The organism is Ornithinibacillus californiensis (assembly GCF_001038485.1).
Taxonomy (GTDB): domain Bacteria; phylum Bacillota; class Bacilli; order Bacillales; family Amphibacillaceae; genus Ornithinibacillus; species Ornithinibacillus californiensis.
Genome location: NZ_LDUE01000065.1, coordinates 51421 through 78398 on the forward strand (window position 1 = coordinate 51421; position 26978 = coordinate 78398).

Consider the following 26978-nt stretch of genomic DNA (forward strand, 5'->3'; position numbering starts at 1 on the left):
TTGCCTAGGTAACTCTTATTCGATAAACTATTATTGGAGATAACTTATTTATTCAAAGGGAGGATTTACGATGAAATTTATCGACAACCAAGGTATTACCGATCCGATGATTAACTTAGCAATTGAAGAATATATACTGCAAAACTTTGGTGAGAAGGATACATATTTACTTTTCTATATCAATAAGCCTTCTATCATTATTGGGAGAAACCAAAATACCATTGAAGAAATTAATACAGATTATGTAGAAGAAAATAATATTAAAGTAGTACGTCGCCTATCTGGTGGTGGAGCAGTTTATCATGATGAACAAAATCTTAACTTCAGCTTTATTACGAAGGATGACGGGGAAAGCTTCCATAACTTTGCGAAGTTTTTACAACCTGTTATTGAAGTATTAAATGACTTGGGTGTTCCTGCAGAGCTTCAAGGAAGAAACGATGTCGTAGTAGAAGGACGGAAGATTTCTGGTAATGCGATGTTCTCTACAAAAGGACGTATGTTTAGTCACGGCACATTAATGCTTGATTCTGAGATCGATAATGTTGTTAAAGCACTTAAGGTTAAAAAAGAAAAGATTGAATCAAAAGGTATAAAATCAATCCGTAGCCGTGTTGCAAATATATCAGAATTCCTAGATGAGAAAATCACGATGGAAGAATTTAAAGAGCGTATCTTAAAACACGTATTTAAAGTGGATGATGTGAAGGATGTCCCTCGTTATGAACTAACAGAGGAAGACTGGAAGAACATTCATAAGATTTCCGAAGAGCGTTATCAAAATTGGGAATGGAACTATGGTAAATCCCCTGCATTTAATGTACAAGCATCACACAAGTTCCCAACAGGTTTATTAGATGTGCGTTTTGATGTGAAAAAAGGTATTATTGAAAACTGTAAGATCTTTGGTGATTTCTTCGGATTAGGAGAAATTAAAGACCTTGAAGAAAAGTTAATCGGTGTTCGTCATGAAAAGCAAGCTATTGGAAAAGCACTTGATGATGTAGATGTAGCACATTACCTTGGTAGAATAACAAAAGAAGATTTTATCAATCTACTTTATTAGTACAGTAACCAGCTCACAATCGTGGGCTGGTTTTTTCTATACTTTTCATTTAGAAAGTGACCTTTCAAAGAGTTCTAAACTTTAACCTTCTTTCATATATACACCATAAATTAATGGTATGAAAAAAATGGAAAAATTCCATACTATATAAAAAGGAGGGGATTATATTGAAAAAAAGAGATGGAAGCCCAGAATTAGAGACATTTACTATTTTAAATCCAAACTTTATACTCCCAGTAGAAGAGGATGCAATAGAAGAAAATCCCGAAAATCAATTGTTTGATGGAAATATTTCCGAAATTATCCATTCTAAAGAGTAAAAAAACAGCAAAAACAAAATTTGTTGAAAATTACTCTATAGATGTAGGAATTTATAGGAAAATGTAGTAAATTATTACTATAGTCTCTCCCTTTCATAGCCAAATGAAAGGATGATAAAAAATGAGAAGTGAAGAATTGTACTCCCCATTACATGAAATTACTCCATTAACCCTAGCAGTTGTTGCAAAAAAAGATGCAGGTGGTAATGTACATACCTATGTTCTTGAGGAAGAATCAGAATATGTGGTGGATAAGTCCCCAAGTAAACTGATTGACTATGCATGTAGGTTTTTTGGCTCGAGTCTGAAAGGCAGACAGGATGGAACGAAAGATATTTGTGGTATAACCCATAAAGCACCAATATCCATTGACCCATCTAGCGGCATGTATTTCTTTCCTACCACTTCACCGACTAATTCTCAATGTTCCTGGATAGCACACTCCCATATTCATCACGTGAACCGTGGACGAGACCGATCCACAGAAATTGTATTTAAAAATGGAAAGAAACTTATACTTGATGCTTCTTATGGGTCCCTTATGAATCAAATCCATCGTACTGCACAGTTTAGGTATCTGTTGGATAATCGGATTAAGCATTTACAGAAGCGTAAGCCTGATCCTCGGCCTGATTCAAATCCGGATCTAGAGCCAGAGCCTTCAACATGACCTCCTGAACAATTCCCTCAACTTTTTTTCGTATTGCTGGGTTGAAGTAGTTTCGTTTCTCTTCTTTCCCTTTACATAGAAAGAGATAGGAAGAGAAGGAATCATTTTTATTGATTAGCATGACGCTTAACTTTTTATTTTCCATTTTTGATCGTAATTGTCTACGTTCTGCTAAAGCATTAGCATTCATCTTTTCTAAGAGCAGAAGGTATGGTTCTTTTATTTTAAAAGCACCCTTTTGGATGTGCTGAATATCTTGCTGAATCACGACAATTGCCATCGATAGAAAAAGAAAGCGTGTTGCAATTCTTAATTCTTCATCGGTTAGATAGCGCATTAATTACCCCTCCAAATAGGAACGTTTGTTCTTATTATACGCCAATATTACTAAAAAATACACTAAAAAGTTTTTTAAAGTTTATGGTAAAAATGGAAAGGCGAGAGGCTATACTGTTAATAGGCCATAAACGGTATTGTATAGGTTTAAACTTTTCTTAAATTAGAAATTCCTTTACAATAATAGTGTACATATAGGCTTGGATGGGGAGATTTACTGGATGAATGTAACTAGTATCATAACAGATTGGAAGTCAGCGGTTAGAAATGATGAATTAGACCAATATATAATGGAACTACTTCAGGACTATGAGAGCTTAGGTCCATTACCGGGAATACTGCTACCATTTATTGAAGCGTTTCTTCCCTTTTTACCGTTAGTTGTATTTGTAATGGGGAACGCAGCAGCATATGGTCTGCTAGAAGGCTTCCTATTATCGTGGGCTGGTTCAAGTTTAGGCGCAATACTCGTATTTTTAATTGTTCGTAATCTTGGTGATAAAAAGTTCTTTGTTGCCGTAAGGAAAAATAAACAAGTAAAAAAAGTAACGGAGTGGCTAGAGAGACACGGTTTTGGTCCATTATTTTTACTAATGTGTTTTCCGTTTTCTCCCTCAGCTGTTATTAATGTTGTAGCTGGTTTATCCAATATAAATATGTATCAATTTATATTAGCTGTCATTATGGGTAAATCTGTTATGATATTCTCAATCTCTTATGTTGGTTCTAGTATTTTATCTTTCGCACAAAATCCTACAAAAACAATTGTTGTAGGTGTTTGTATTGTATTATTCTGGGGCTTAGGTAAATTTATTGAAAATAAACTTCATCAAAAATCGAAGCAGAAAGAAGTTCTAGATTCAGAAGAGGTTAAATAGATAGTACGAAAACTTCTGTATTGTATTAGCAATAGTTCAGAAGTTTTTTTCATTATAGAAGATTTGGGGAGGTTTAATGATGGGACTCCGTTTTATTTTAGGTAGAGCAGGTACTGAGAAAAGTAAAATTGCATTTGAAGAAATTAAAGAAAAATCAACAACGAATCCACAAGGCCCACCAATATTTTATATTGTTCCCGACCAAATGACCTTCGAACAAGAGTATGCATTGTTTAGGGATGAGGGGTTTCAAGGTAGTGTTCGAACACAGGTAACCAGTTTTTCTCGTTTGGCATGGTTAATCTTGCAAGAAACTGGTGGAGCAACTAGGCAATTTATAAGTAGTATTGGGATACAAATGATGCTTCGGAAGATTATTGAGGAAAAAGAAGGTCCGTGGCAAGTATTTCAAAAAGCTGTAGAAAAACAAGGATTCTTAAATCAATTAGAAAAAATTATAACAGAATTTAAACGGTATGAAATTACTCCCGAAACACTATTGATGCAAAAATATCAAATCAATCAATATGCTCACAAAGAGCCTGGAGAGCAGGCACTGGTTAGTAAGCTAGAAGACTTGCACTATATCTTTGATCGTTTAGGACAAGCTTTAGCTAATCAATACATCGACAGTGAAGATCAACTATCTCTTCTTGCTGAGAAGATTACTGAAGCTAAATCTTTAGAGGGCGCTGAAATTTACTTTGATGGATTTCACCGATTTACACCGAAGGAATTAGTGGTAGTAGAGACATTGTTGAAAAAATGTGAGCGAATCACTGTAACATTAACTGTAGGTGATGTAAGTGATTCTAATATATCTGATATGGATTTATTTTATCAGACAAAAGAGACTTATCATGTTCTAAGGGAGCTAGCTGATACCGCTCAAATCAAGATTGAGCAAAATATCACCCTTGAACCAGTTGATGGTGTTTTTCAGGAAAAACCTTATTTTGCTCATTTAGAGAGGAATTTTGATATTCGTCCAGCACCAAGGTATGAGGGGAACGCTCCTATTCAGATAGCAGAAGCTGTACATCCACGTGCTGAAATCGAGGGAGTTGCACAAGAAATCCTCCGTTTAGTACGTGAGGAAAATTATCGCTACCGTGATATAGCCGTGTTAATAAGGCAAACGGAGATGTATCAAGATATTATCGGGACGATTTTTGAGGATTATCAAATCCCAGTCTTTATTGACGAAAAACGAACGATGCTGAACCACTCGTTGATTGAGTTTATCCGTTCTGCCTTAGAGGTAGTCGATGCAAACTGGCGATATGATGCTGTTTTTCGTATGTTGAAAACAGGTTTTATCCCTGCATCTGATGAAGAATATCCATTAACAAGTGATGCTATTGATGAACTGGAAAACTATTGTTTAGAATATGGAATTCGCTATCGAAAGCAATGGCTGTCCAAAGAGGACTGGATCTTTCAGCGATTCCGTGGATTTGACCGAGTGGCACAGACAGATGCTGAAAAAGAAATGCAAACTCGAATTAATCGTTATCGAAGGCAAATAGTACGAGCTCTTGGATCATTTGATGAACAAATAAGAGCAGCAACGTCCATTCGAGAACTTTGTATGATCACATTTACTTTGTTAGAACAAATTCATGCTCCCAAAAGGCTAGAAGAGATGCGAACCACCTTTGATGAAAATGGTCAATTATCGAAAGGTCGAGAACAAGAGCAAGTGTGGAATGCAATCATTCATTTATTTGATGAAATGGTAGAGATGGCTGGAGATGAGGAAATGTCCTTGCAGACGTTTCGAGTCACCCTAGATGCTGGTTTAGAAACATTAAAGTTTTCTCATGTACCACCAAGTATTGACCACGTTATTGTTGGTACGATAGACCGTTCCCGTATTAGTGGAATTAAGTGTTCCTTTTTAGTAGGTGTTAATGAAGGGGTATGGCCGCTAAAACCACCTGCTGATGGAATGATTAATGAAACAGAGCGTGAGTTATTAGCGGTAAATGGAATGAAGTTAGCAGATACAAGTAAGAGGCAGCTTTTAGATGATTGGTTTTACATGTATTTAGCCTTTACATCTCCGTCTGATTACTTATGGGTTAGTTACCCACTTAGTGATGAAGAAGGTAAGTCAAAAATGCCATCTCAACTAATTAAACGGATAGAGGATATGTTCCCAGCATGTAAGGAGCATATTTTATTGCAGGACCCTGATGAATTATTGGAGGCAGATCGTTTTATTACATCGCCAGTAAAGACGAGATCAGCACTAACTGCCCAACTAGCCAGAAGTAGAAAAGGGTACCAAATCAAGCCCGTTTGGTGGCATGTTTTAAATTGGTATATGACTAATCAGAATAGATATGAAACAACTTTTACAATCTTACAAAGCTTGTTCTATGAAAATACCCCTTCAGATATGGAAAAGGAGACGGTAGAACAACTTTATCCGAAGCAATTAACTACGAGTGTCTCTAGACTAGAAACGTTTTATAGCTGTTCTTATAAGCATTTTGCTCAATATAGTTTAGGCTTGAATGAACGAAAAACATATAAATTAGATGCGCCTGATATTGGTAACCTTTTCCATGAAGCATTGAAGATTATTACGGAATGGATTCAGGAAGAGGGGAAAGATTTCGCTCACTTAACGAAAAGGGATGCAGATGCCTATGCAGAAAGAGCTGTTGGGAGTCTCGCACCTATTTTACAGCATCAAATCCTGCACAGTACTAATCGATACCAGTATATTCAACGAAAACTCCAACAGACCATAGCACGAGCAGCGTATATCCTAAGTGAACAAGCGAGACTAAGTAAGTTCTCACCTGTAGGATTAGAGCTTGGTTTTGGAACAAAGGGAGATAAACTTAGCCCAATATCGCTTGAATTACCAAACGGGTACGAAATCAAATTACGTGGTCGTATTGATCGCGTAGATAAAGCGGTAGACCAAGAAGATTTATATTTACGTATCATTGATTATAAGTCAAGCTCTAGAGCTCTAGATATGGTAGACGTTTACTATGGTATTACTCTACAAATGCTTACCTATTTAGATGTGGTGTTGACTCAATCTGAAAAATGGTTAGGAAAAAAAGCAACCCCAGCCGGAGTATTGTATTTTCATGTTCATAATCCAATGATTACTGGTAAATCTAGCATGGCTGATGAAGATTTGGAGAATGAAATTTTTAAGCGTTATAAAATGAAGGGCTTATTGATTAATAATGACCGGGTAGTTCAGATGATGGATGTGTCCCTTGAAAATGGTAAAAGTGATGTAATCCCTGCAGCGATAAAAAAAGACGGTGATTTTACAGCTAATTCAAAAGTAGCGGGCAGAGAAACCTTTTCCAATTTACGGGACCATACGCAACATTTAATGTTCAATGCGGGTGTTGATATTACAAGTGGAGCTGTTCATCTAAATCCATATCAACGGAAGCAGAATATTGCTTGTACCTACTGTCCGTTTCTATCTGTTTGTCAATTTGATACGTCATTAGAAACGAACGAATTTAGAAAATTATCCGAGATGAAAGAGGAAGAAGTGCTTGAAAAGATAAGAAGAGAGGAGGGGCATATCAATGGTTAGATGGACGAAGGAACAGGAGGATGCTATCTATACGGAGGGCAATGATGTGTTGGTTGCTGCGGCCGCTGGATCGGGTAAGACTGCTGTACTTGTTGAACGAATTATTCAGAAGCTATTAAAGAAGGAAAACCCTGTTGATATTGATTCCCTTCTTGTTGTAACGTTTACGAATGCAGCTGCTCAAGAGATGAGAAATCGAGTTGGACTAGCTTTGGAAAAGGCCTTAGAGCAAGAGCCAACCTCTATCCATTTAAAGAAGCAATTATCCCTGTTACAGCGAGCATCTATCTCTACCCTTCATTCATTCTGCTTAGATATTGTGAAGCAATATGCCTATTTAATCGATATCGATCCGAGCTTCCGAATAGCGAATGACATGGAAGCGGATTTAATGCAACAAGACGTGTTAGAGGAGTTATTTGAAGATTGGTATGGAAGAGAAGGGGAAGAACAGGATAAGTTCTTCCAAGTAGTAGAGCGCTTCTCTGGAGACCGTAGTGATGTGGATGTTGAAAAACTAGTCCTGGCACTTTACAATTTTGCCATTCAAAACCCATGGCCAAAAGTCTGGTTGGATAATCTGGCTGCAGTTTATGAAATACCAGAAGATTGGACAGATGATGATCTTACTTGGTTAGAAATTATTAAGCGCGAAGTTCATGACAAATTTAGTGGAATTGAACAGGAAATAAACCACGCACTCAAATTAACGAGAGTGCCTGATGGTCCATATCATTATGAAGAGTCTATTCGCTCTGATTTGGAAATGGTACAGCAAGCAATTTCACTAGCAGATAATTGGAATGATCTCCAGTCCTTTATGAATGAGAAAAAATTTGTTTCCCTTAAATCAAATAGGAAAAAGGACTTTAATGACGATATCAAAGAAGCGGTTGCTAAATTACGGAAATCGTATAAAGATGCCTGGGATAAAATGAAAAAGGATTGGTTTACTAGAAACCTTACAGCCCATGTAGAGGATATGCGTGAAATAGCTCCTGTTGTAAAAGCTTTGACAGAAGTTGTGAAGGATTTCATTGACCGGTTTGCAATCGTGAAGCGAGAAAAAGCAGTAGTGGATTTTTCTGATTTGGAGCATCTATGCTTACAGTTGTTAATGGATGAAGCGTCAACCATAGAAGAACCAAAACCATCTCACGTTGCTAAAAATTTGCAGAAGCAATTCAGTGAGCTATTAGTCGATGAATATCAAGATACGAACCTTGTACAAGAAACCATTCTAACTCTAATCAGTGACCAAGTTGGTCCAGGTAATATGTTTATGGTAGGCGATGTCAAGCAAAGTATTTACCGTTTTAGACATGCCGAGCCTTCCCTTTTTATTGAGAAATATAAGCGCTTTGCCTCGGAGGACAATCCAGCAACACGTATTGATTTGGCGAGTAATTTTAGAAGCCGTGAACTTGTGTTAATTGGGGCAAATTATATTTTCCGGCAGATTCTTGATGAAAATCTTGGAGAAATCAATTATGACAAAGATGCAGAATTGATTTACGCCAATAACATGTATGATTCTTTACCACTTACAGAACCAAATCCAGAACTAATCATTATTGATCGCCAACAACCAGAAGAAAAGGAAAAACAGAATGATGAAAATAATGAAGGTGAAGAGGATTATCAAGATTTGGAAAAAGCACAATTAGAGGCAAGGGCTTACGCATTAAAAATCAAACAATGGATTGGAAATGAAGATAAACCCCCCCTACAAGTCGTAGATAAGGGAACGGAGTCCTTAAGGGATGTACAATACCGAGATATAGTAATATTAATGCGATCCATGACTTGGGCGCCAACCATTGTCGACGAGTTAAAGAAGCAAGGTATTCCAGTTTATGCGGAGTTATCAACAGGGTACTTTGAAGCGATAGAAGTACAAATTATGTTAAATCTACTAAAGGTAATTGATAATCCAAGGCAAGATATTCCACTAGCATCTGTATTGAAATCACCTATTGTAGGATTAAATGAAGATGAGCTTGCTAAAATACGGTTAGCTGATCCACGTCATACGTATTTTGAAGCGGTAGAAAAGTATTGTAAAACAATGGATGATGAACTGACCAATAAAGTCAATCGTTTTATGGAATTACTGGAACGTTTTCGCTTGAGTTCTAGACAAGGTGCTTTGTCAGAATTAATTTGGCAAATATATCGAGAAACAGGATATTATGATTTTGTTGGAGGAATGCCAGGAGGCCGTCAACGCCAAGCCAATTTAAGAGCATTGTATGACCGTGCTAGAGGCTATGAAACTACCTCTTTCCGTGGATTGTTCCGTTTCCTTCGATTTATTGAACGAATGGAAGAAAAAGGGGATGACCTTGGTGCGGCTAGAGCCTTAAGTGAGCAAGAAGATGTTGTTCGTATTATGACGATTCACAAAAGTAAAGGTCTTGAGTTCCCTGTTGTTATTGTTGGTGCAATGGATAAACAATTTAATATGATGGATTTACGTCAAAGCTATTTACTTCATAAGGATTTAGGCTTTGCTTCAAAATTTATTGATCCCGAGAAGCGGATAACATACCCTACGTTGTTCTATCATGCGATAAAGGAAGAAAAGAGAAGAGAACTTTTAGCTGAGGAAATGCGTGTCCTGTATGTAGCACTTACCCGTGCCAGAGAAAAGCTAGTGATGGTTGGTAATGTCGCCTCGTTTGAGAAAAAACGAGAAAGATGGGAGTCTGTCATCGAGCACTCAGAATGGATACTACCTGCGCATTTTAGAATTGGCTGTAACTCCTATTTAGACTGGGTTGGTCCAGCGTTGATACGTCATCACCAAACAGACGCACTAAGAACTTTAGAGATAAAGGATGCTATCTTGGAAGAAATTAGAGTGGACCCATCCGAGTGGGATATTTCCATTATTCATGGTAGCGAATTAACGAATTTAGAAGAAGAATCGATTGAAGAGGATTTACAGTTAAGAGATAAGATTAATGCTTGGGAACCACTTGAATTAGAGGAGCCAGATTTAGATAGCTTTGTAGATAGTCGCCTTTCTTTCCAATATCCATTCGATGAAGCAGCACATTCACGGGCGAAGCAAAGTGTTACGGAGATTAAGCGCCAACGTGAAATAAAAGATGAATATAGTGCTACTCAACTTGTTCAACCGTTCAAAACGCCAATATCTAAAAAGCCAATCTTTATGCAGAAGGAAAAAACACTTTCTGCTGCCGAGAAGGGTACCGCAATGCATACGGTGATGCAACATCTGCCGATGCAAAGAAGCATGAATCGTGGGGAGATAGAGGAGTATGTCGAGCGTTTAGTGGAGCGGGAAATTTTGAGAAGAGAAGAAGCTGAATCGATTGATCTAGTGGCTATAGAGGAATTTTTCCACACTGAAATTGCTGGGCTAATGATGGCGGCACCTAAACTTTACCGTGAGGTTCCGTTTACCATAACTCTTCCTGCTAATGAAGTGTATGCAAATTGGACAAGTGAAACGAATGAGCAGGTGCTTGTACAAGGGGTATTTGATGCCGTGATTCCAACTGAAAATGGTTGGATTATTCTAGACTATAAAACTGACCAGATTGATCAGGAAGTAGACGAGACGGTAATCACAAAGTTAGTAAATAGATATAAGGTTCAGCTCAGTCTGTATCGTCATGCACTGGAGACAATTTGGAAGGCACCAGTCGAAGAAACGTATCTATACTTTTTCTCTAAGCAACTACTAGTTAAAGTTCCAAAATAATTATCCATCTCAAAAAGAGGGAGGGACTGTCCCCCTCTTTTTGAGACGTTATTTAAGTGTTGGCAGTTTGGTTTTGGTCATTCACGTCTGGATCAAAAGGGTTTGTTAGATTTGCTCCTGTATTTGTGTTAATAAAGTCCCCAGTATTTAGCGACCCAGAACCAGCAGTTGTTTTGGATGTGCTTTTTGGTGAGAGATAAAACGAGTCACCAAAATTGACGACCCCGCCTCCAATACTATTAATTTTAATTGGTCCAACGATCGATGGCATATCATACACCTACTAATTTTAGAGTTTACTTTAAAATATGTCTGTCATGATAAAACTGTGTGTATGGTCAATTAAGTTTCTCTCTCTTGTATCGAGCGAATATGCTTTAATCTAGTTTCTGCATTAATGTTTTTTAATCCGCCAAATTGTACGGAGGAGGATTGGCTAACTCCAGTAATAGATACATTGCCAACGATAATATTTTTGTCGTGATGGTGGTAATTGGTTTCTATTGGTAAGCTACTATCCAACCATTTTGCTTCTCTCTCGAAAATGGAATAATAATTAAACTGTAAATCGTAATTATCATTCCAAACATTACCCTCCCGCTGCATAGCTATCGCTCTAAACTTAGGGTTAAAATTAACTGTATCACCTATATTGAAAATCGAGCTATAAGCTATCGAGTTTATTCCACTCTGAGATATTTGAACATAACGCCCCATTTTTCCACCTCATTTAAGGAGCTAAGGGTACAATATTACCTACAATATACGATTCCGGTGGAGTATCATAAAAAGAAGATAACTTTATCTCTTCGTTATCCCCAATTAAAAAAACAGAGGAGGAGGCAATGGCTTCTATTGCAACATCTCCAACAGATAATCCCCAATTATGAACTTCTATATTCATTCAGCTTCTCCTTTTTGGTCCTTAGTTTTTTCTACAAACCGTTCTAAAGAATGATAGATTTCCTTTTTTATATGATCAGAAACAAAGTTTTCCAATTGTTGCTGATTGGTGATTTGGTGTTTTTCCCTTGCTTCTTTTTCATAGAATGATATTCGACCTGGGATTTGGCCAAGAATATCATGGATAACATCGCCTTCTAATTTTCTATCAATTGGTAAATTATATTTTTCTGATAAGCTTCGTATCATATCTGGTCCTTGGTTATTAACAAATTGATTCAAAGCAGGTGTTAGTTTTTGTGTTGTTAAATTCTGTGTTGCGTGTTTGTGTATTTTGGGTTTTGGAATACTTAAATCGTCAATGTTTGCTAATTCATTAGGGGATAGCCCAATGTGTAATGTTCCATCCAATCGTTCTATTTTCAGTTGGTCGAAGTGATACTCAATTTTATCGATAGAAGAGCTTTTATTTTCCTGTAATTGCCTCTCTAACTGATCTACTTTTGCTTCTAGAACGCTGATTTGTTCACCTTGTCTGTAAGCAATCTGTTGTAATTCGTATATATAATTATTCCATTCGTACATATTCATAGCTTAATCCCCCCTTCACAAAAAATTAGGTAGTAATTATGGGCAGATACCTATGAATATCGTATGCAGGCAGGTGAAATTTGTGCTAAGGGGAGAGCGGTGTTAGTTGTACTAAAGGTTCGACTTGTTCTTGAGGTAATGCTTCTTCTGCTAATTCAGTGAACTGTCCGGAGTTATAAAGCTCGGAATTGGCTTGAATTGCCCCAGTACTCCCGATTTGTAAAACGGAGGAGTTACTAATAGCTCCTACCTTTAATAGATTAATATGAATAGACTGATGTACCGTTATATTCATTGAACTCACTCCAAATTTAGGTTACAGGCTGATCAATTTTATCTTTGTCATAAACATATATGTTTGAATTCTCTAAATCGATACGTATTCCATCTCCTGTATTAAATGATCCACCACCAGCATAAGTCTTTGCACTACTTTCCGGATTCATGGAGTATACATCTCCAATATTAAATATGCTGGATGATGAAATGCTATTTACTTTTACTGCACCTACTTTTGCTGGCATATGAATCCCCCTCATAAGTAGTTTATGTTTGGGCGAGAAATTGTTGAAGGGGAAAGCTAGTATAAGTTTAGGAGTACCATACTTACGAGGGGAATCAAGCATTCGTGGCATAACAAAAAAAGATGCCGCACCTGCGACATCTTAATCTATTAGCCCTTTAGTACTTCTTTAATATGTCCAATCGCCCAATCAAGATCCTCTTTGTCAATAACAAGTGGTGGGGCGAATCGTATTACATTTTCATGTGTTTCTTTACATAGTAGACCTTTCTCTTTTAAAGCTTCACAATAAGGACGCGCGGATTCAGTAAGCTCTACACCGATAAATAATCCTTTTCCACGAACTTCTTTAATCATTGGGTTATCAATACTGCGAAGCTCACTCATCATGTATTCGCCAAGTTCTAGGGAACGTTCTGCTAATTTTTCCTCCTCTAGTACTTCAAGAGCAGCAACGGATACAGCACATGCTAATGGGTTTCCACCGAAAGTTGAACCGTGAGAACCTGGGTTAAATACACCAAGCACATCTTTGTTGGCAACCACACATGAGATTGGCATAACTCCGCCACCTAATGCTTTACCAAGAATAAGCATGTCAGGCTCAACATTTTCCCAGTCACAAGCGAACATTTTTCCAGTGCGGGCTAGACCAGCTTGAATTTCGTCGGCAATATAAAGAACATTGTTTTCTTTACATACTTCATATGCTTCTTTCAGGAAACCATCTTGAGGAATGACAATACCTGCTTCTCCTTGAATAGGTTCGAATAAGAAACCAGCAGTGTTTTCATTAATAGCTGCTTTTAGTGCTTCAATATCACCATAAGGAATTAGCTTAATTCCAGGAAGCATTGGGCCGAAACCTCTCTTATATTCAGCTTCCGATGATAAGGAAACCGCAAGCATTGTACGACCATGAAAGTTTCCTTCACAGGCAATAATTTCAGCTTTATCTTCTGCTACACCTTTTACTTCATATGCCCAACGACGTGCAGCTTTTACAGCGGTTTCAACTGCCTCTGCACCAGTATTCATTGGAAGAGCCATGTCTTTGTTCGTTAATTTACAAATTTTTTCGTACCATGGTCCTAATTGGTCATTATGAAAAGCACGTGAAGTAAGGGTAACTCTTCCTGCCTGTTCTACTAAAGCATCAATAATTTTTGGATGACGATGTCCTTGGTTTACCGCTGAGTATGCACTAAGCATATCCATATATCGATTTCCTTCTGGATCCTCTATCCATACACCTTCTGCTTTTGAAACAACCACTGGTAGTGGATGATAGTTTTTTGCCCCGTAGTTTTCAGTTTGCTGAATAATCGTTTCACTCAATTTACTCATCATAATCCCTCCTATATATATGCAAATGTATCACAATTTCAACAATTGTTAAACTGATAGCGTATTGTGTGTTTTATACTAGTAAACAAAAGATACTGCAAAATGTGGTCTCGATAAATTGATTTCATATGTGATGAACTTAATTACATGATATGATAAAATGGAATAGCTATAGACTTGTTTAATATAGGAGGATGAGCATGAATACTCATTTACATGTAACGGCATGGGTACTTGCATTTATACTATTTGTTGTAGCAGTAGTATTACATAAGCAAGGAAAAGAAAAAGCAGCTAAAATTGTACAGATGATTCTTCGTTTAGATTATTTATTAATTCTTTACTCTGGTGGCGACCTGATTATGAATTACTTCAATGGAAGTCCTATGATGGCTGAAGCTATTATTAAAGGTCTAGCTGGTGTTGGGGTTATAGCAGGGATAGAAATGACACTAGGTAAGATTAAAGATGGGGATTCTGCAAAGGTTGGCTGGATCGTATTGTTAGTATCATTTATTATAACAATCGTTTTAGGATTTTTCCGTTTAGAAGGCGGATTTATGTAAGACAAAAGTAGATGTCTCGGGGGAAGGTTTACTTACTCTGGGGCATCTTTATTTATGTCGTTTTTTCTACAATTTACTAGATTTAGTTGATTATAGTGTAATCTAGGTAATAATAAGAAAGAGAGAAAATAAGCTGGAGGAACTTAAATGAAAAAAATATCAACATTACTTATAGCAATACTGCTATTCGCAACTACATATCCAGCAGTAAGCTTTGCAGAAGATAATAACATACAAGAAGAAATTATCTATGATATTTTAGTTGATCGATTTAATAATGGGAATCAAGCGTTTAGTGATCAGGTCCGTATTGATGACCCGTTTGCTTACCATGGTGGCGATATTGAAGGAATTACACTAAAGCTGGATGCTATAAAGGACCTAGGATTTACATCTATTTCATTATCTCCGATTATGGAGAATAGTGTAGATGGTTACCACGGATATTGGATTGAAGACTTTTATTCTATCGAAGAACAATTTGGTACGATGGAAGAATTTCAGACCTTAGTACAGCAAGCGCATGAGAGGGACATGAAGGTTATTTTAGAGCTTGTCATTAACTATATTGGAAATGAGCATCCAATAACAACTGATTCAGAAAAACAAGATTGGCTTGTCCAGAATGCAAAAGTAGAAACAGGCAGTGAGCCTTGGTTAGAGAATGTGTCTGTATTAAATCATGATAATCTAGAAGTTCAAGAGATGCTGATCGATATGGCGAAGCATTGGATGAATGAAGGAAATGTAGATGGATTTAAAATACATGCTGCAGACCAAGCATCTGTTGAATTTTTGGAGACATTAACAAGCGAGTTGAAAGCAGAGAATCCTGATTTGTACCTTATCGCTGATGTCTTGGCAGAAGACGTACCTGAAGAACTGATTAACATGCCAACACTGGACATTGTTGAGAATCCTACATTATCACAAACGATTGCCGATGTATTTGCTAAAGTAGATAACCCCGTCGAGAACATTTATGAGCAGTGGGTCGAGTTAGGTGGAAAGAACAGTCTTATTTATGTTGATAACAAAACAATGGACCGTTTCACCCAAGTGGCAGCCGAAAATAAAAGAGATGATGTCAATACATGGAACCTAGCTTTAGTCTATTTATTAACATCACCTGGAGTGCCAATCATTTTCCAAGGTTCAGAATTACCGATGTACGGTTCAGGAATTGAGCAAGTTCAGCGTTTAGTAAACTTTAATAGTGGTGAACCCGAATTAGAAGAAGTTTATTCAAAAGTATTGGCATTACGTACAGAATTCCCGGTTCTTCAATATGGTGATTTTGAATTAGTAGGGTCAGATCAAGGATTAAGTGTCTTTAAACGTACGTATCAGGATGAGACGATGTATATTGCCATTAATAATGATAGTGTTTCAAGAACAGTATCGCTAACTGACTTAGATTCTGACTTGCAATTAAGAGGTATCCTAGGAGATAATCTTGTACGGCAGTTAGATTCGGGAGAATACAAAATTGGTCTAGCTAGGGAGAGTACTGACGTTTATATAATCGAAGAAGATTCGGGAATTAACTGGATGTTTGTTGCTCCTGTCGTAACGATTTTATTGATATTTGTTCTAGCAGTTATCTATTTAAGTAGAAAACAGAAAAAACGTGAAGCAAATTAGAATGACCGAAAAGTAGTATTAATCATAGGATTAGTGCTACTTTTTTAAGTTGTAACTATTTTGAAAATTAGCTACAATTAAATAGATAAGAATGACTAGTATAGTGTTTGAAACATAAAGGGGACTATTATGAAACGAAGTATTGGAGTAAGAATTATATTATTTTTATTAATTAGCTTTGTAATTTCTATGTTTGCTTATATAGCTTGTATTGTTATGTTACTCTTTGGAATTCAAGCGTTCTATATTCCTTATATAATTTTCGTTACTCTGGGGTTCTTGTTCTTTGTTTTCAATGGATTTTTTACTTTCTTACGAGGGAAAGTGCTTCATCGCGTTATCATTGGCTATATTATCGTTGCTATATTCTCTGTAATTTTCCATGAAGCTGTGAATGCTTATGATAGAAGTATTCCAACTATTAGTAATGGGGAGGTAGATTTATATGAGTACCAGCCGTTTGTAGATGGTACGAAAGCTGTAAATCTAGACGGGCCTGCAACGTTTAAAATGGAAGGGGACTTGCCAATACTTGATGGTGCGACTGCTTTATATCCAATATATGCGGCTTTTGCACAAGCTACATACCCAGAAAAAGACTATGATGTGTATGATAGTGAAGTCATGTCTAACCGTACACCAAATGCGTACTCAAATTTAATTTCCGGTAAGGTAGATATGATCTTTGCACTGGCACCATCAGAGGCACAAATTAACCGTGCGGCTAACAGAGGTATTGAGTTAAAACTAACTCCCATTGGAAAAGAAGCATTTGTGTTTTTTGTGAATTCTAAGAATCAAGTTGAGGGATTATCAATAGAAGAGATAAAGGGTATTTATGCGGGACAAATAACGAATTGGAGTGAAGTAGGTGGTTCACATGACTCCATCCGTGCTTTTCAGAGACCTGCTGATAGTGGTAGTCAGACAACCCTGGAGTTATTAATGGGCAATACCCCAATAATGGATCCTCCAGCAGAAAATATGGTGAGTTTAATGGGTGGAATCATCGAAGAAACGGCTGATTATAAAAACTATAAAAATGCAATTGGTTATTCCTTCCGATTCTTTTCTCAGGAAATGGTACATAACCAATCGATTCGTCTATTAGCAATAGATGGCGTTTATCCAACAAAAGATAGCATTAGAAGTGGAGAATACCCATTGACATCAGAATTTTATGTTGTTACCGCAGGGAGTGACAATCCTAATATCGAACCGTATCTCGAGTGGATTCAATCTGAACAGGGGCAAAGTATAATCGAGAAGACAGGATATGTTCCAGCTGTACAATCTTCATATATGACGGAAGAAAGTCAAGAATTACTATATCCAACAGTTGAAGGCTTGCTATATCATGTACTATTAGAGGAAGAATTTGAATTAGATTCTAATGAAGTAAACGCTCCAGTCTTTAAGCGTCAATTTTTAGTAGTAGATGGTAAGAATAATAGTAGGTCTTATTATGTGGAGATGACGACGATTGAGAATACAATTAATAGTATTGTCGAAGCTAAAAGGTATTTAATTGAACCTGATGGAGAAGCTTTAAGGCTCCCAGCAAACACAATTGTCGCTCCTGAGATTATTATGAATTGGGCTGATGAAGGTTATAAGCCAATATATGAATATTGGGAAGAGTCACCTGAAGGTTTAACTGTTGATGATATAAAGAAATAATTAAATAGGAGTGTTCTACATGTACGAGTTAAAAACAAAAGAAAATGATAGTAGTGTACTAGAGTTTATTGAATCTGTAGACAGCCCAAAGAAAAAAGAAGATGCCTATAAATTATTAGATATATTCACTGAAACTACCGGCTATCCAGCAAAAATGTGGGGGGCTAGTATTATTGGATTTGGTTCATATCATTATAAATATGCCACTGGTCATGAAGGAAATGCCCCGTTAGTAGGTTTTTCTCCGCGTAAAGCAAAGATTAGTTTATATTTTGCAACAGGGGATACGGAGCGGGAGAAGCTATTAAATGAATTTGGAAAACATACAACAGGAAAAGCTTGTGTTTATATAAATAAAGTAGCGGATATTGATGTGGAAGTATTAAAGTCTTTAATTAAGCAATCAATTAAGTTTTTAAGGGAAACATATCCAGAGAGTAATTCGTAATAATAGTGACTATCTTGAATGATAGTCTTTTTTTACTTGAGTATTACGGGAGGACTAAATATTGAAAATTAGACTACTTATTGGGTTCACAGTTTTTCTCCTATTAGTTGCTTGTTCTCCTGAGGAAGATAAGGAGGATCAGCTATTGTCCTCGAATGTTCAGTATATAGGTGATAATAATCTATTTTTATCGTCTTTAGAATCTCTAGAGATTGACTTTGAAAACTTGTCTACAATTAATTTGAACTTACCAGATAATAAGCTGGTTTTAATCGAGCCATCTTATATCCCACATATAAGTCGTGAATTAATAATTACAGCTCTAAAAGAAGGGTATTATGTATTCTTTATTAATTTGGACGATAGCAGAATTATACAAGAAGCCTACTTCGGTGTTATACCCTATGATATCGCTAATAAGGATAAAATATGGACAGAGCATCTATATTTAAAGGATGGGCAACTTCAATCAGTTACCATTCCTACGGATCCAGTAATAGAACAAAATCTCCTGGAATGGCTTCAATATTTTGATAACCATAAATTGCCGATGTAGTAGATGAATGGGGGTAAGTAGATTTGATTACTAACAATAATGGACGGAGATTTATAGATTTTATTGCCATTCGTGAAGCTGAAATGGATCAGTTTTATCCAATAGCAGGTTCCTTCGCAGTAATCAAGTGTCAGCAAAAGTTTTTATTATGTTACAACAATTGGCGTAAACAGTGGGAAATCCCTGCAGGAAGTCGTGAGAATGATGAAACCCCGATGGAGTGTGCTATACGAGAACTTTTTGAAGAAACAGGGCAGGTAGTAACTGACATGAAATTTATGGGACTTTTGAAAACAGAGGGCATGGACAACAATCTCAAATATAATCCAGTTTATTATGGGGAAATTGATAAACTAATGCCTTTTCTAGAAAACGATGAAACAACAAAAATTACTCTTTGGGATGGCTATCAAGACATCGGTTGTATGGATGAAGTGGATAGAAGGGTCTTTGAATATATATAAAAAGTGAAGTTAGGTTCCAATGAAAAAGGGGGAAACAACTGATGAAGGAGTGGCAAGGCTCTGCGGCAATCTGTATCAATGATGATAATGAAATATTAATGGTACGTGGCATAAAATCTGAGGCTTGGGCGGTACCTTCTGGCGGAATAGAACGTGGAGAGACTCCAGAAATGTGTTGTGTGCGAGAGGTGAAGGAAGAGACTGGATACACAGTAAAGGTTAAAAGACTAATACATGTTAAAGAAATAGAAATACAGGGTATAGCGGTTACAAGCTATTATTTCCTAGTGGAAAAAATAGGTGAGAGTGATGGGATAGATGACCCTGATCAATTAATTGAAGAGTTTGCTTGGAAGTCACTAAATGAATTAGATGAAATTGTTCATGTCTATCCTGAGGATAAAGAACTTATAGAAGGGGTAATTAATAGTCAGGTGAAAGGTAAGAGCGGTACCTAACTATTAAGCTTAAAAAAGAAAAAGCCTTATTCAGGCCACTGTTAAAAAACATATTCATGAGATGAGGTAGCACCTTGTTGGTGCAAATAGTTGTACACATCACGGTAAAATCTAATGTCTATTTCTCCAGCCACGTACTTTTTTTGGTAGTAGTCTAATATATCGTTTAATGTCTTAGGAGATTCTTTACGATCAGATTCGTATTCAGAGACTAATTCGGTTATTAGCATAATTCGTCCTCCTTATAAATGTTGCTCGTACAACGTATAAAGATTATATGATTTATTGGTGAAAATCATGCTAAGAAATTGATAGAATACTAATGAATTATTTCTCCGAATCCATCCCAACAATAGTAAACAAAAAGGAGTCGAGACAAAGTATTCCGAATATTTTTGTTAGTGCATATAATACGCCCCAGAAATATACTTCGCTTTTACTTCCAGCACAGGAGCAACATCTGCTCGAAAGTACCTCGCAGTGTTTCCCTTGCCGTGGGCGGCTGGTGAGCCAGGCTGCTACTTGAATTAACTTCTTTGCAGCCTTGCACCGAGGAAGCATGGTACGTAGCGTTACTTGCAGACGCAGGTGCATTCTCGGGGTCTCACCGAAGCCTATCCTCCCACAGGAGTCTACGTATATTTCCGGGGCTAATATAGTGTTTGTTCGTCTTTCACTATCCTTAATTGAGCTATGTCTTAACCACAAATCCTATTAATATTCAAACTTTAATTCTGGTAATTCAACTGTTTTCAGCACTTGTTTTTGATTCAAATCATACACTTTCATTTTATCCCAAGAAAGGGTATAAATTGCATTATCTACAGATACTAATCGCCTTATCTCAGATGTCCATTCTGGATATTCTTTGAACTCTCCTTGGTGTGTAATTGTATCCACTAGTCGTATTCCGTCTGGAGTAATTTCATATAGCAATGCACCTTCAAAGATTACATTATATTCTTCATAGGTTATTCCATCTTTGTTAACCATTTTTGTTTCCGATAAAACTGCAGGGAATCCAAATAAGTTCTCTGTTGGGTGTTTGAAAAGTACTTTGTGGTTATGCAGAAGCTCAGAATAAGAGCCACCTTGACCAATTACTTCAGAAAATTTTTCAGTTGGATTAGTCGGTTCACTAACATCAAACACAGAAATCTTTATCCCATCGGTGCGTACCATTGGCTCGCTCATTCCGTCTTCTTTAATAAGCTTTGTGTCTTGCCCAAACCCAATAACATGGTTGTCATCTAGTGGATGTAAATAGTTACTAAAACCAGGGATTTTAAGCTCACCTAGCACCGTTGGTTTTTTAGGATCTTTTAAATCAATTACAAACAGTGGATCTACTTGCTTAAATGTAACCATATACGCTACTTCATCCATAAATCGCACACTATAGATTCTTTCGCCTTCTGCAAGCCCTTCTACGGATCCAAGTGGTTGTAGGTTCATATCAAATGTATATAAGTTATTCGTTGATAATGTTTCCTCATCCCAAGTGTCCCCTTTAGTAGTTGCTACACGAAATGTATTGTTACGTTCATCCATTGCAAACTGATTAATTAGTTTACCGTTAACTAATGTTGATGCATTGTATTTCAATGTACCCTCTTGAATTCGGAACTGTGTAATTTCTGTATCCACATCTTGTGGACGCCAAATCATAATATCCATAACCTCATCAGAACTACTATTTTCAGCTGTATCTGACGATTGGCTTTCTATTTCTTTATATTTATTAACAGCAACATACAGGTTGTTATGAGACATATAGATTTGGTTGGAAGCACCTAGGTAAGTTTCCATATGTGCTTCTTTTTCCATATCGTTTAAGTCTACAGAAGTAAGAATTAGGAATTGTTCTTCCTGACTTTCTGGGAAGTAATACATGTCATCAAAGTCAACTGGCATGCTATCGTCACTTACTGCAGTATCTTTTATAAATGGTCTAATTTCAGCATCTTCTTCCATACTCAAAATGTGATAAGGAGGATGTTGGTTTGCAATTAGATATAGATAACCATCAAGAATCCTAGAGGAGCTGTAGTGTCCTTCCTGACTGACTTCTCGAATTTGTTTTGGCTCACTTGGATTCTTAATGTCATAGATCAAAATAGTTGTTTGACCATAGTAAATTGGCTCAGGAATACCTATCTCTTTGTTGGTTGTTTCATTCTCTACATTACGCAATGTCTCATTTTTTTGTCCGATTACAATTAACTGCTCATTATAAACGTAAATCTCTTGAGGAAAATAGTTTTTAACTTTTATTTGACTCAGCAGTTTGCTATTTGCTTTCTCTGTTGATGTAATAAGAATATCGTTATCTCTAACAAAGAAGATTGATTTCCCATCGGTTTTGATAATATCTGCTTCATCAATTCCTTGTACTTGAACGTTTGTAGATGATGTCCCATCAGTTCCCCCAGCACTATCATCAGATGCTGCTGTGTCCATAGAGGTTTCACTTTCAGCTGATTCCTCCTGTGCATCAAATAATGTAACTCCATTCTGCTCTTCTTTTATCCGTTCCTTTAACAAGGTTACAAGCTGCTTTTTGTCTTTAATATTCGGTAAATCTGCTACGGCAGTAAATTCATGTTTGAATTTTTTAGATAAAGTATCACCAGTTGCTGTTTTTACCACATTTTTAATTGTAATTTCATATTCTTCTTCTATAGTGTAACCTTCTTTAGGTGCTCGCAATGTTAATACATTGTAGGAATTGTTCCACTCCATCTCCACGCCAATACGCTCACCTTTTTCATTTTTTACTATAACGGTATCTTCAGTAAATGTATTAGGATCCATTGGCTCAGAAAAATGAATGGTCCAGTCCTTGAACGTTGGCACAAAGCTAGAGGCAGATGGTATTTCAGCAGTAATCTTATTAGAGAAGCCAAAGATTACAATCATCCAAACACCAATAATCACCAATACACTAATTAACCCAATCTTTTTATACATATTCTTACTTCACCCCTCTTTAATAGGAAAAAATAACCTTTACCTTTAAGACGAAGCGATTAAATAATTTGTTTCAAAATAGAATTTATATCATGGCTTTTAATGGTTAAGGATAAAATTTAGGGGACAAAAAAACATGCGGAAGCAGGATCCGCATGTTTTTATTTATTTGAATGATTTATTTAAGAAAAATAGTGCGATAGTTCCTGGCCCTGCATGTGCGCCTATAGCTGATCCAACATATTCGATGACAAATTCTTTCACACCGAATTTTTCTTTGATCATTTCTGCAAGTTGTTCAGCACGCTCTAAGTCATCCCCATGGCTAATACCGATAACTTGATTCTCAAAGTTTCCACCACGTTCTTCCATAAGTTCCATCATACGCCCAAGAAGTTTCTTCGTCCCACGCATCTTTTCAAGTGGGATTAATTTACCTTGTTCAACATGGAGGATAGGTTTGATATTCAATAATGTACCAACAAAGGCAGCGGTTTTACTAACTCGTCCACCACGTTTAAGATATTCTAAGTCATCTACGGTAAAGATATGTTCCATATGAAGTGCACGTTTTGTTGCATCATCAATTATTTCTTCTTTACTTTTTCCTTCTTTAGCCATTTTGGCAGCGTTTAAAACAACTAGTCCATACCCAATTGAAGCGCACTTTGTATCGAGTACATGGATGTCTGCATCAGGATACTCTTCTTTTACTTCTTGTTCCATCATCTTGGCTGTTTGATATGTACCGGAAAGTTCTGATGAAAAAGCTAAGTAAATTAATGTTTGATTAGAGTTTGCATACTCGGTAAAAATATCCTTAAAGGTTTGCGGTGATACTTGGGAAGTTTTTGGGGATTTACCTTTTCGCATTGCATCAAATACGTTCTTAGGAAGTATGTCGATCCCATCTTTGTAGTCCGTTTCATCTAAATGTACCGTTAATGAAACCATTTCCATGTCATATTCGTTGAAGTATTCCTTTGTTAGGTCACTTGCAGAATCTGCCATAATCTTAATACTCATCTCTCCACCCTCTTTTTCTAAAAAAAATTATATTATGTTTAGTTTATAGCTATAATGGGATATAGTCAAAGTAATTGTTATTCATAAAGGAGACTATTATGTTTTTAATTGAGGCGAAACGAATTATTATTGTAATTATTGGCTCACTACTCAATGCCTTGTCATTAAACTTATTTTTAGAAAGTGCCAATGTGTATGCTAGTGGCTTTACTGGTACTGCTCAGCTCATCTCAAGTGTATTTGGCGATTTTATAGGAATCAGTATTTCAACCGGTATTCTTTTATTCCTACTGAATATTCCAGTCTTTATATTAGGTTGGTTTAAAGTAGGGAAGGGGTTTACGATCTATAGTATAATTTCGGTAATCTTTTCTTCGATATTTCTTCAGTTTCTACCTATTGTTCAGCTATCAGAAGATATTATTTTGAATGCTGTTTTTGGTGGACTTGTGGCTGGAGTCGGTGTCGGGATGACATTGAAAATCGGTGCCTCAACAGGCGGTATGGATATTGTGGCTATGGTATTATCTCGTATGAACGATAAACCAATCGGGATATATTTTATTTCATTGAATGCTATCATCATTGCATTTGCTGGAATTCTTTATGAACCAGAGAATGCATTGTATACGATGGTTGCCCTATATGTAACAACACGTGTTATTGATACGATTCATACTCGTTATAATAAGTTGACTGCGATGATTGTTACGAAAAAGGCTAAGGAACTACAAAAAGCAATTCATGATACGATGGTACGTGGTATCACCATTTTACCTGCGGTGGGAGCGTATACGAATCAAGAGAAACATATGCTTTACCTAGTTATCACACGGTATGAATTATATGATTTAGAAAAAATCATTAAAGAAGTAGATCCAGAAGCGTTTACAAATATTGTACAAACAGCTGGTATATATGGCTTCTTTAGAAAAGAATAAGGGGATTAAGCATTGAAGAAAGTAATATTTATACTAGTAATTCTTCTTTCAGCATGTGGAAATGAAGAGGAAACAAAAAACAAACAAGATATCCATGCAAGCTTTCGGAATATTGATATTCAATTGGAAGAAGACCGAGTTATTGTGGTTGGAGAGGTTAAAGCCTCGAATGATGAATTTTATTATCATGTTGAACTAGATGAAGAAGTAATTGTTCAAGAAGAGATGGTTACAGTGGATGGAGAATGGGGCGAGTTTCAATTAGCCATTGATATCACTGATAAAATGCGAAGTGCAGAAACGGTTACTATTGTGAATATGTATACTAAGAAAGTTGACGGTAGTATTGTAAATCCTAATTACATACCATTAGACCTTGATAGCGATAATGCCGAGAATTGAAAAAGGATGGGGGAGAATTCCCTCATCCTTTCTATGTTCTTAGCTGCACCTTGTGCATCTAACTTAATATCCGTGCTTCTCAAAAACTTCTTTAACTTTTGGTGTAACCTCATCCCATTCCGCATCGAAGCTTTTGTTAACGGTAATGAAATTTTGATATCCAAAAACGTTGTCAACGCCCTCAAGCTTCATCAAATCGTTCATGATTTCATGCTCACTTGTATCTCCAGGCATAACAGATATACTATTCGTACCTTCAAAAATAAGCTTGTCCGTTGTAAATTTAATTGCGTTTGGGTTCGGTGTTGCTTCAGCTCTAACTCCCATTCGTATTACCTCCCACATGACTCTTTTATATCTATCTTAGCAGAAAAGCGGGGAAGAAAAAAGGAAAATTAGGAAAAGGCACTCTAAATAGAGTGCCTTTTCCTATACTTGTTTCATCAGTAATACCGTTTCATCCGAAGAATGAATTAGTTATTACCATCACAAGATTTCTGTAAAATCGATCTTTATTGGGATTTTATTTGGCGGAGGTTAGCTAAGTTGATCCTGCTCCAACTGTTGTTTTAACTGTTGTAATTGTTGTTTCTCTTCTGGAGTAGCATCATTCATAGCAGCTTGGATAGCATTGTTAGCTGCTTGTTTATCCTGTTCAGAAGCACCACCAGCAAGATTGTTCGTGAATTTAGTTACAGCATCCTTTGCTTGTTGAAATAAGTTGTTTTGCATTTAGAATCCTCCTACTGTATGATTATCTGCTTCTTCCCGTTTACGTTCTGCGTCTGTGAAGTTAGAACGATAAGGGAACTTCTCGGCATGTCTCTTTACAGCATCTGCGCTTTGTTGGCTAAATCGTTTTGATTTACTCCCTTTGCCCAAGTCGATTCCTCCCAATTAGAAGACCTAAGTTAGAGCTAAAGTCAAACACAAGCAACATGCTTTCCAAATTGAAAAAAAGTGAACGTTATTCACGTTCACTTGTAGTATGGGAAGTTATGATATTTTTTATAGAAGGTAAAATACGGCATGAATGTCTTTACTTAACATTTACACGAAGGTTTAAATATTCTTCTAAAAATAGTCCGATACCGCTTTCTTCATTTGTAACAGTGACATGCTTGGCAATATTTTTTAGTGGTTCAATTGCATTACCCATTGCAACACCTACACCAGCATAATCAATCATTTCTAAATCATTATCCTCATCCCCAAAAGCGATAATACGGTCCTCAGGAATTTGGTAATAGTGAGCAATTTTTCGTAAACCAACAGCTTTATTAATTCCTTTTTTAACGATTTCTATGACATTCCATGGGGCTCCCCATTTACGATGTTCGATTACTTCGGCATGAAATTCATCTAAATGATCACGTAATGAAACAATATGATCTTCTTTTGGATGGATTAAAAGTGATGTAGGGTCTTCCTTTAGTTTGCTTTTTAAACTTCCAATAACAAATGGAGCGTCATCTTCCGTTTGATAAAAGATATCAATTAAGTCTTGATTGTATTTGTCTAGATACACATGGTCTTTTACTTCTGCAAGAACATTATGAACATCAAGGTCATAGCATGCTTGGACGATATTTAAAGCTGTACGTTTTGGCATCGGGTTGTGTAAAACATCCCATTTGCGATCTTCTGGATGATGAATTAATGCACCATTAAAGTTAACCATTGGTGTTTTTAAGTCCAGCTCTCGGTAGTATTGTATACTTGCTCGGTGTGGTCGCCCTGTTGCAATAACCACGATATGCCCTTCATCCATTGCTTTTGAAAGGATTTGCTTATTTTTTTTACTTATTACCTTATCATCAGATAATAATGTTCCATCTAGATCTAAAGCGATTAAATGTTGCTTTTTCATAAT

30 protein-coding genes are annotated in these 26978 nt (G+C 36.6%); 15 read left to right on the top strand and 15 right to left on the bottom strand.

What is annotated here, in order from left to right; genetic code table 11:
- Positions 1-70: 70 nt before the first annotated feature.
- The 3 genes from TE34_RS17800 to TE34_RS17805 all read left to right on the top strand — a co-directional run bounded on the left by TE34_RS17800 (position 71) and on the right by TE34_RS17805 (position 2056).
- Positions 71-1066 carry a lipoate--protein ligase gene (locus tag TE34_RS17800; protein WP_047986170.1) on the top strand — a complete coding sequence of 332 codons (996 nt, stop codon included), beginning with the start codon at positions 71-73 and terminating at the stop codon, positions 1064-1066.
- A gap of 167 nt (positions 1067-1233) precedes the next feature.
- Positions 1234-1386, top strand: coding sequence for a hypothetical protein (locus tag TE34_RS21145; RefSeq protein WP_157037671.1), 153 nt, complete (start codon positions 1234-1236; stop codon positions 1384-1386).
- 121 nt (positions 1387-1507) lie between these two features.
- Complete coding sequence (locus TE34_RS17805; protein WP_047986171.1) at positions 1508-2056, top strand: competence protein ComK; 549 nt, start codon at positions 1508-1510, stop codon at positions 2054-2056.
- On the opposite strand, the gene TE34_RS17810 is transcribed toward TE34_RS17805, so the two are convergent.
- Positions 1980-2393 carry a hypothetical protein gene (locus tag TE34_RS17810; protein ID WP_047986172.1) on the bottom strand — a complete coding sequence of 138 codons (414 nt, stop codon included), beginning with the start codon at positions 2391-2393 and terminating at the stop codon, positions 1980-1982. The two genes, TE34_RS17805 and TE34_RS17810, sit on opposite strands and share 77 nt — an antisense overlap.
- 220 nt (positions 2394-2613) lie before the next feature.
- Between TE34_RS17810 and TE34_RS17815 the strand changes: the two genes are divergently transcribed.
- From TE34_RS17815 to addA, 3 genes are all read left to right on the top strand, one after another.
- Positions 2614-3270, top strand: a complete 657-nt coding sequence (locus tag TE34_RS17815) for a TVP38/TMEM64 family protein (RefSeq protein ID WP_047986173.1) — start codon at positions 2614-2616, stop codon at positions 3268-3270.
- 79 nt (positions 3271-3349) lie between these two features.
- Complete coding sequence (gene addB, locus TE34_RS17820; protein WP_047986174.1) at positions 3350-6853, top strand: helicase-exonuclease AddAB subunit AddB; 3504 nt, start codon at positions 3350-3352, stop codon at positions 6851-6853.
- A complete protein-coding gene (gene addA / locus TE34_RS17825) occupies positions 6846-10586 on the top strand; it encodes a helicase-exonuclease AddAB subunit AddA (RefSeq protein WP_047986175.1) in 3741 nt (1246 codons plus the stop codon). The genes addB and addA overlap by 8 nt, the downstream gene beginning before the upstream one ends.
- Positions 10587-10638: 52 nt before the next feature.
- Here addA and TE34_RS17830 read toward each other — a convergent pair whose 3' ends face one another.
- From TE34_RS17830 to TE34_RS17860, 7 genes are all read right to left on the bottom strand, one after another.
- Positions 10639-10857: a spore germination protein gene (locus tag TE34_RS17830; protein ID WP_047986176.1), complete on the bottom strand. Its 219-nt coding sequence runs from the start codon at positions 10855-10857 to the stop codon at positions 10639-10641.
- A gap of 71 nt (positions 10858-10928) precedes the next feature.
- Positions 10929-11303: a spore germination protein GerPE gene (locus tag TE34_RS17835; protein ID WP_047986177.1), complete on the bottom strand. Its 375-nt coding sequence runs from the start codon at positions 11301-11303 to the stop codon at positions 10929-10931.
- A gap of 13 nt (positions 11304-11316) precedes the next feature.
- Entirely contained in the window at positions 11317-11490 is a 174-nt protein-coding gene (locus TE34_RS17840) for a hypothetical protein (protein WP_047986178.1), read from the bottom strand.
- Positions 11487-12080 carry a spore germination protein GerPC gene (gene gerPC / locus TE34_RS17845; protein ID WP_047986179.1) on the bottom strand — a complete coding sequence of 198 codons (594 nt, stop codon included), beginning with the start codon at positions 12078-12080 and terminating at the stop codon, positions 11487-11489. Before gerPC ends, TE34_RS17840 begins: the two co-directional genes overlap by 4 nt.
- 85 nt (positions 12081-12165) lie before the next feature.
- The gene (locus TE34_RS17850; RefSeq protein WP_047986180.1) at positions 12166-12375 is read right to left on the bottom strand and encodes a spore germination protein GerPB; all 210 of its coding nucleotides are present in this window, start codon (positions 12373-12375) and stop codon (positions 12166-12168) included.
- A 16-nt stretch (positions 12376-12391) separates the two neighbouring features.
- A complete protein-coding gene (locus TE34_RS17855) occupies positions 12392-12604 on the bottom strand; it encodes a spore germination protein (protein ID WP_047986181.1) in 213 nt (70 codons plus the stop codon).
- Positions 12605-12753: 149 nt separating this feature from the next.
- The gene (locus TE34_RS17860; RefSeq protein WP_047986182.1) at positions 12754-13950 is read right to left on the bottom strand and encodes an ornithine--oxo-acid transaminase; all 1197 of its coding nucleotides are present in this window, start codon (positions 13948-13950) and stop codon (positions 12754-12756) included.
- A 200-nt stretch (positions 13951-14150) separates the two neighbouring features.
- On the opposite strand from TE34_RS17860, the gene TE34_RS17865 reads away from it, so the two are divergent.
- The 7 genes from TE34_RS17865 (at position 14151) to TE34_RS17895 (ending at position 19766) form a co-directional block, all read left to right on the top strand.
- On the top strand, positions 14151-14516 hold the full coding sequence (locus TE34_RS17865; protein ID WP_047986183.1) for a YisL family protein: 366 nt from the start codon (positions 14151-14153) through the stop codon (positions 14514-14516).
- A 147-nt stretch (positions 14517-14663) separates the two neighbouring features.
- Entirely contained in the window at positions 14664-16160 is a 1497-nt protein-coding gene (locus TE34_RS17870) for an alpha-amylase family glycosyl hydrolase (protein WP_047986184.1), read from the top strand.
- A gap of 129 nt (positions 16161-16289) precedes the next feature.
- On the top strand, positions 16290-17840 hold the full coding sequence (locus tag TE34_RS17875) for a PstS family phosphate ABC transporter substrate-binding protein (protein ID WP_064971741.1): 1551 nt from the start codon (positions 16290-16292) through the stop codon (positions 17838-17840).
- A 19-nt stretch (positions 17841-17859) separates the two neighbouring features.
- Positions 17860-18288, top strand: coding sequence for a DUF1801 domain-containing protein (locus TE34_RS17880; RefSeq protein ID WP_047986185.1), 429 nt, complete (start codon positions 17860-17862; stop codon positions 18286-18288).
- A 61-nt stretch (positions 18289-18349) separates the two neighbouring features.
- Positions 18350-18844, top strand: a complete 495-nt coding sequence (locus TE34_RS17885; protein ID WP_047986186.1) for a hypothetical protein — start codon at positions 18350-18352, stop codon at positions 18842-18844.
- Between the two features lie 23 nt (positions 18845-18867).
- Positions 18868-19308: an NUDIX domain-containing protein gene (locus TE34_RS17890; RefSeq protein ID WP_053075131.1), complete on the top strand. Its 441-nt coding sequence runs from the start codon at positions 18868-18870 to the stop codon at positions 19306-19308.
- A 41-nt stretch (positions 19309-19349) separates the two neighbouring features.
- On the top strand, positions 19350-19766 hold the full coding sequence (locus tag TE34_RS17895) for an NUDIX hydrolase (RefSeq protein ID WP_047986187.1): 417 nt from the start codon (positions 19350-19352) through the stop codon (positions 19764-19766).
- Positions 19767-19807: 41 nt separating this feature from the next.
- Here TE34_RS17895 and yppF read toward each other — a convergent pair whose 3' ends face one another.
- The 3 genes from yppF to TE34_RS17910 form a co-directional block, all read right to left on the bottom strand.
- Complete coding sequence (yppF, locus tag TE34_RS17900) at positions 19808-19996, bottom strand: YppF family protein (RefSeq protein ID WP_047986188.1); 189 nt, start codon at positions 19994-19996, stop codon at positions 19808-19810.
- 484 nt (positions 19997-20480) lie between these two features.
- Positions 20481-22736 (bottom strand): beta-propeller domain-containing protein, encoded by a 2256-nt coding sequence (locus tag TE34_RS17905; protein WP_053075132.1) that lies wholly within the window; start codon positions 22734-22736, stop codon positions 20481-20483.
- Positions 22737-22901: 165 nt separating this feature from the next.
- Complete coding sequence (locus tag TE34_RS17910; RefSeq protein WP_047986189.1) at positions 22902-23762, bottom strand: DegV family protein; 861 nt, start codon at positions 23760-23762, stop codon at positions 22902-22904.
- 98 nt (positions 23763-23860) lie between these two features.
- Here TE34_RS17910 and TE34_RS17915 point away from each other — a divergent pair, with 98 nt between their 5' ends.
- Positions 23861-24703, top strand: a complete 843-nt coding sequence (locus tag TE34_RS17915; RefSeq protein WP_047986190.1) for a YitT family protein — start codon at positions 23861-23863, stop codon at positions 24701-24703.
- A gap of 12 nt (positions 24704-24715) precedes the next feature.
- Positions 24716-25105: a hypothetical protein gene (locus TE34_RS17920; protein ID WP_047986191.1), complete on the top strand. Its 390-nt coding sequence runs from the start codon at positions 24716-24718 to the stop codon at positions 25103-25105.
- Positions 25106-25168: 63 nt separating this feature from the next.
- Here TE34_RS17920 and TE34_RS17925 read toward each other — a convergent pair whose 3' ends face one another.
- The 4 genes from TE34_RS17925 to TE34_RS17935 all read right to left on the bottom strand — a co-directional run bounded on the left by TE34_RS17925 (position 25169) and on the right by TE34_RS17935 (position 26975).
- Complete coding sequence (locus tag TE34_RS17925) at positions 25169-25432, bottom strand: NifU N-terminal domain-containing protein (RefSeq protein WP_047986192.1); 264 nt, start codon at positions 25430-25432, stop codon at positions 25169-25171.
- 210 nt (positions 25433-25642) lie between these two features.
- Positions 25643-25837 carry a DUF3813 family protein gene (locus TE34_RS17930; RefSeq protein ID WP_047986193.1) on the bottom strand — a complete coding sequence of 65 codons (195 nt, stop codon included), beginning with the start codon at positions 25835-25837 and terminating at the stop codon, positions 25643-25645.
- On the bottom strand, positions 25838-25987 hold the full coding sequence (locus tag TE34_RS21290) for a hypothetical protein (protein ID WP_169749114.1): 150 nt from the start codon (positions 25985-25987) through the stop codon (positions 25838-25840). It abuts the gene before it with no gap.
- A 157-nt stretch (positions 25988-26144) separates the two neighbouring features.
- Positions 26145-26975, bottom strand: a complete 831-nt coding sequence (locus TE34_RS17935; RefSeq protein ID WP_047986194.1) for a Cof-type HAD-IIB family hydrolase — start codon at positions 26973-26975, stop codon at positions 26145-26147.
- Between the last annotated feature and the right edge of the window lie 3 nt (positions 26976-26978).

What these genes read in the sequence shown, in the direction of transcription:
- TE34_RS17880 (WP_047986185.1), top strand. Translation starts at nt 17,860, where the DNA reads ATGTACGAGTTAAAAACAAAAGAAAATGATAGTAGTGTACTAGAGTTT.
- TE34_RS17860 (WP_047986182.1), bottom strand. Translation starts at nt 13,950, where the DNA reads ATGAGTAAATTGAGTGAAACGATTATTCAGCAAACTGAAAACTACGGG.
- TE34_RS17870 (WP_047986184.1), top strand. Translation starts at nt 14,664, where the DNA reads ATGAAAAAAATATCAACATTACTTATAGCAATACTGCTATTCGCAACT.
- TE34_RS17905 (WP_053075132.1), bottom strand. Translation starts at nt 22,736, where the DNA reads ATGTATAAAAAGATTGGGTTAATTAGTGTATTGGTGATTATTGGTGTT.
- TE34_RS17800 (WP_047986170.1), top strand. Translation starts at nt 71, where the DNA reads ATGAAATTTATCGACAACCAAGGTATTACCGATCCGATGATTAACTTA.
- TE34_RS17865 (WP_047986183.1), top strand. Translation starts at nt 14,151, where the DNA reads ATGAATACTCATTTACATGTAACGGCATGGGTACTTGCATTTATACTA.
- TE34_RS17895 (WP_047986187.1), top strand. Translation starts at nt 19,350, where the DNA reads ATGAAGGAGTGGCAAGGCTCTGCGGCAATCTGTATCAATGATGATAAT.
- TE34_RS17815 (WP_047986173.1), top strand. Translation starts at nt 2,614, where the DNA reads ATGAATGTAACTAGTATCATAACAGATTGGAAGTCAGCGGTTAGAAAT.
- TE34_RS17925 (WP_047986192.1), bottom strand. Translation starts at nt 25,432, where the DNA reads ATGGGAGTTAGAGCTGAAGCAACACCGAACCCAAACGCAATTAAATTT.
- TE34_RS17935 (WP_047986194.1), bottom strand. Translation starts at nt 26,975, where the DNA reads ATGAAAAAGCAACATTTAATCGCTTTAGATCTAGATGGAACATTATTA.
- TE34_RS17915 (WP_047986190.1), top strand. Translation starts at nt 23,861, where the DNA reads ATGTTTTTAATTGAGGCGAAACGAATTATTATTGTAATTATTGGCTCA.
- gerPC (WP_047986179.1), bottom strand. Translation starts at nt 12,080, where the DNA reads ATGAATATGTACGAATGGAATAATTATATATACGAATTACAACAGATT.
- TE34_RS17810 (WP_047986172.1), bottom strand. Translation starts at nt 2,393, where the DNA reads ATGCGCTATCTAACCGATGAAGAATTAAGAATTGCAACACGCTTTCTT.
- TE34_RS17930 (WP_047986193.1), bottom strand. Translation starts at nt 25,837, where the DNA reads ATGCAAAACAACTTATTTCAACAAGCAAAGGATGCTGTAACTAAATTC.
- addA (WP_047986175.1), top strand. Translation starts at nt 6,846, where the DNA reads ATGGTTAGATGGACGAAGGAACAGGAGGATGCTATCTATACGGAGGGC.
- TE34_RS17830 (WP_047986176.1), bottom strand. Translation starts at nt 10,857, where the DNA reads ATGCCATCGATCGTTGGACCAATTAAAATTAATAGTATTGGAGGCGGG.
- yppF (WP_047986188.1), bottom strand. Translation starts at nt 19,996, where the DNA reads ATGCTAATAACCGAATTAGTCTCTGAATACGAATCTGATCGTAAAGAA.
- TE34_RS17805 (WP_047986171.1), top strand. Translation starts at nt 1,508, where the DNA reads ATGAGAAGTGAAGAATTGTACTCCCCATTACATGAAATTACTCCATTA.
- TE34_RS17850 (WP_047986180.1), bottom strand. Translation starts at nt 12,375, where the DNA reads ATGAATATAACGGTACATCAGTCTATTCATATTAATCTATTAAAGGTA.
- TE34_RS17910 (WP_047986189.1), bottom strand. Translation starts at nt 23,762, where the DNA reads ATGAGTATTAAGATTATGGCAGATTCTGCAAGTGACCTAACAAAGGAA.
- TE34_RS17855 (WP_047986181.1), bottom strand. Translation starts at nt 12,604, where the DNA reads ATGCCAGCAAAAGTAGGTGCAGTAAAAGTAAATAGCATTTCATCATCC.
- TE34_RS17835 (WP_047986177.1), bottom strand. Translation starts at nt 11,303, where the DNA reads ATGGGGCGTTATGTTCAAATATCTCAGAGTGGAATAAACTCGATAGCT.
- TE34_RS17840 (WP_047986178.1), bottom strand. Translation starts at nt 11,490, where the DNA reads ATGAATATAGAAGTTCATAATTGGGGATTATCTGTTGGAGATGTTGCA.
- addB (WP_047986174.1), top strand. Translation starts at nt 3,350, where the DNA reads ATGGGACTCCGTTTTATTTTAGGTAGAGCAGGTACTGAGAAAAGTAAA.
- TE34_RS17875 (WP_064971741.1), top strand. Translation starts at nt 16,290, where the DNA reads ATGAAACGAAGTATTGGAGTAAGAATTATATTATTTTTATTAATTAGC.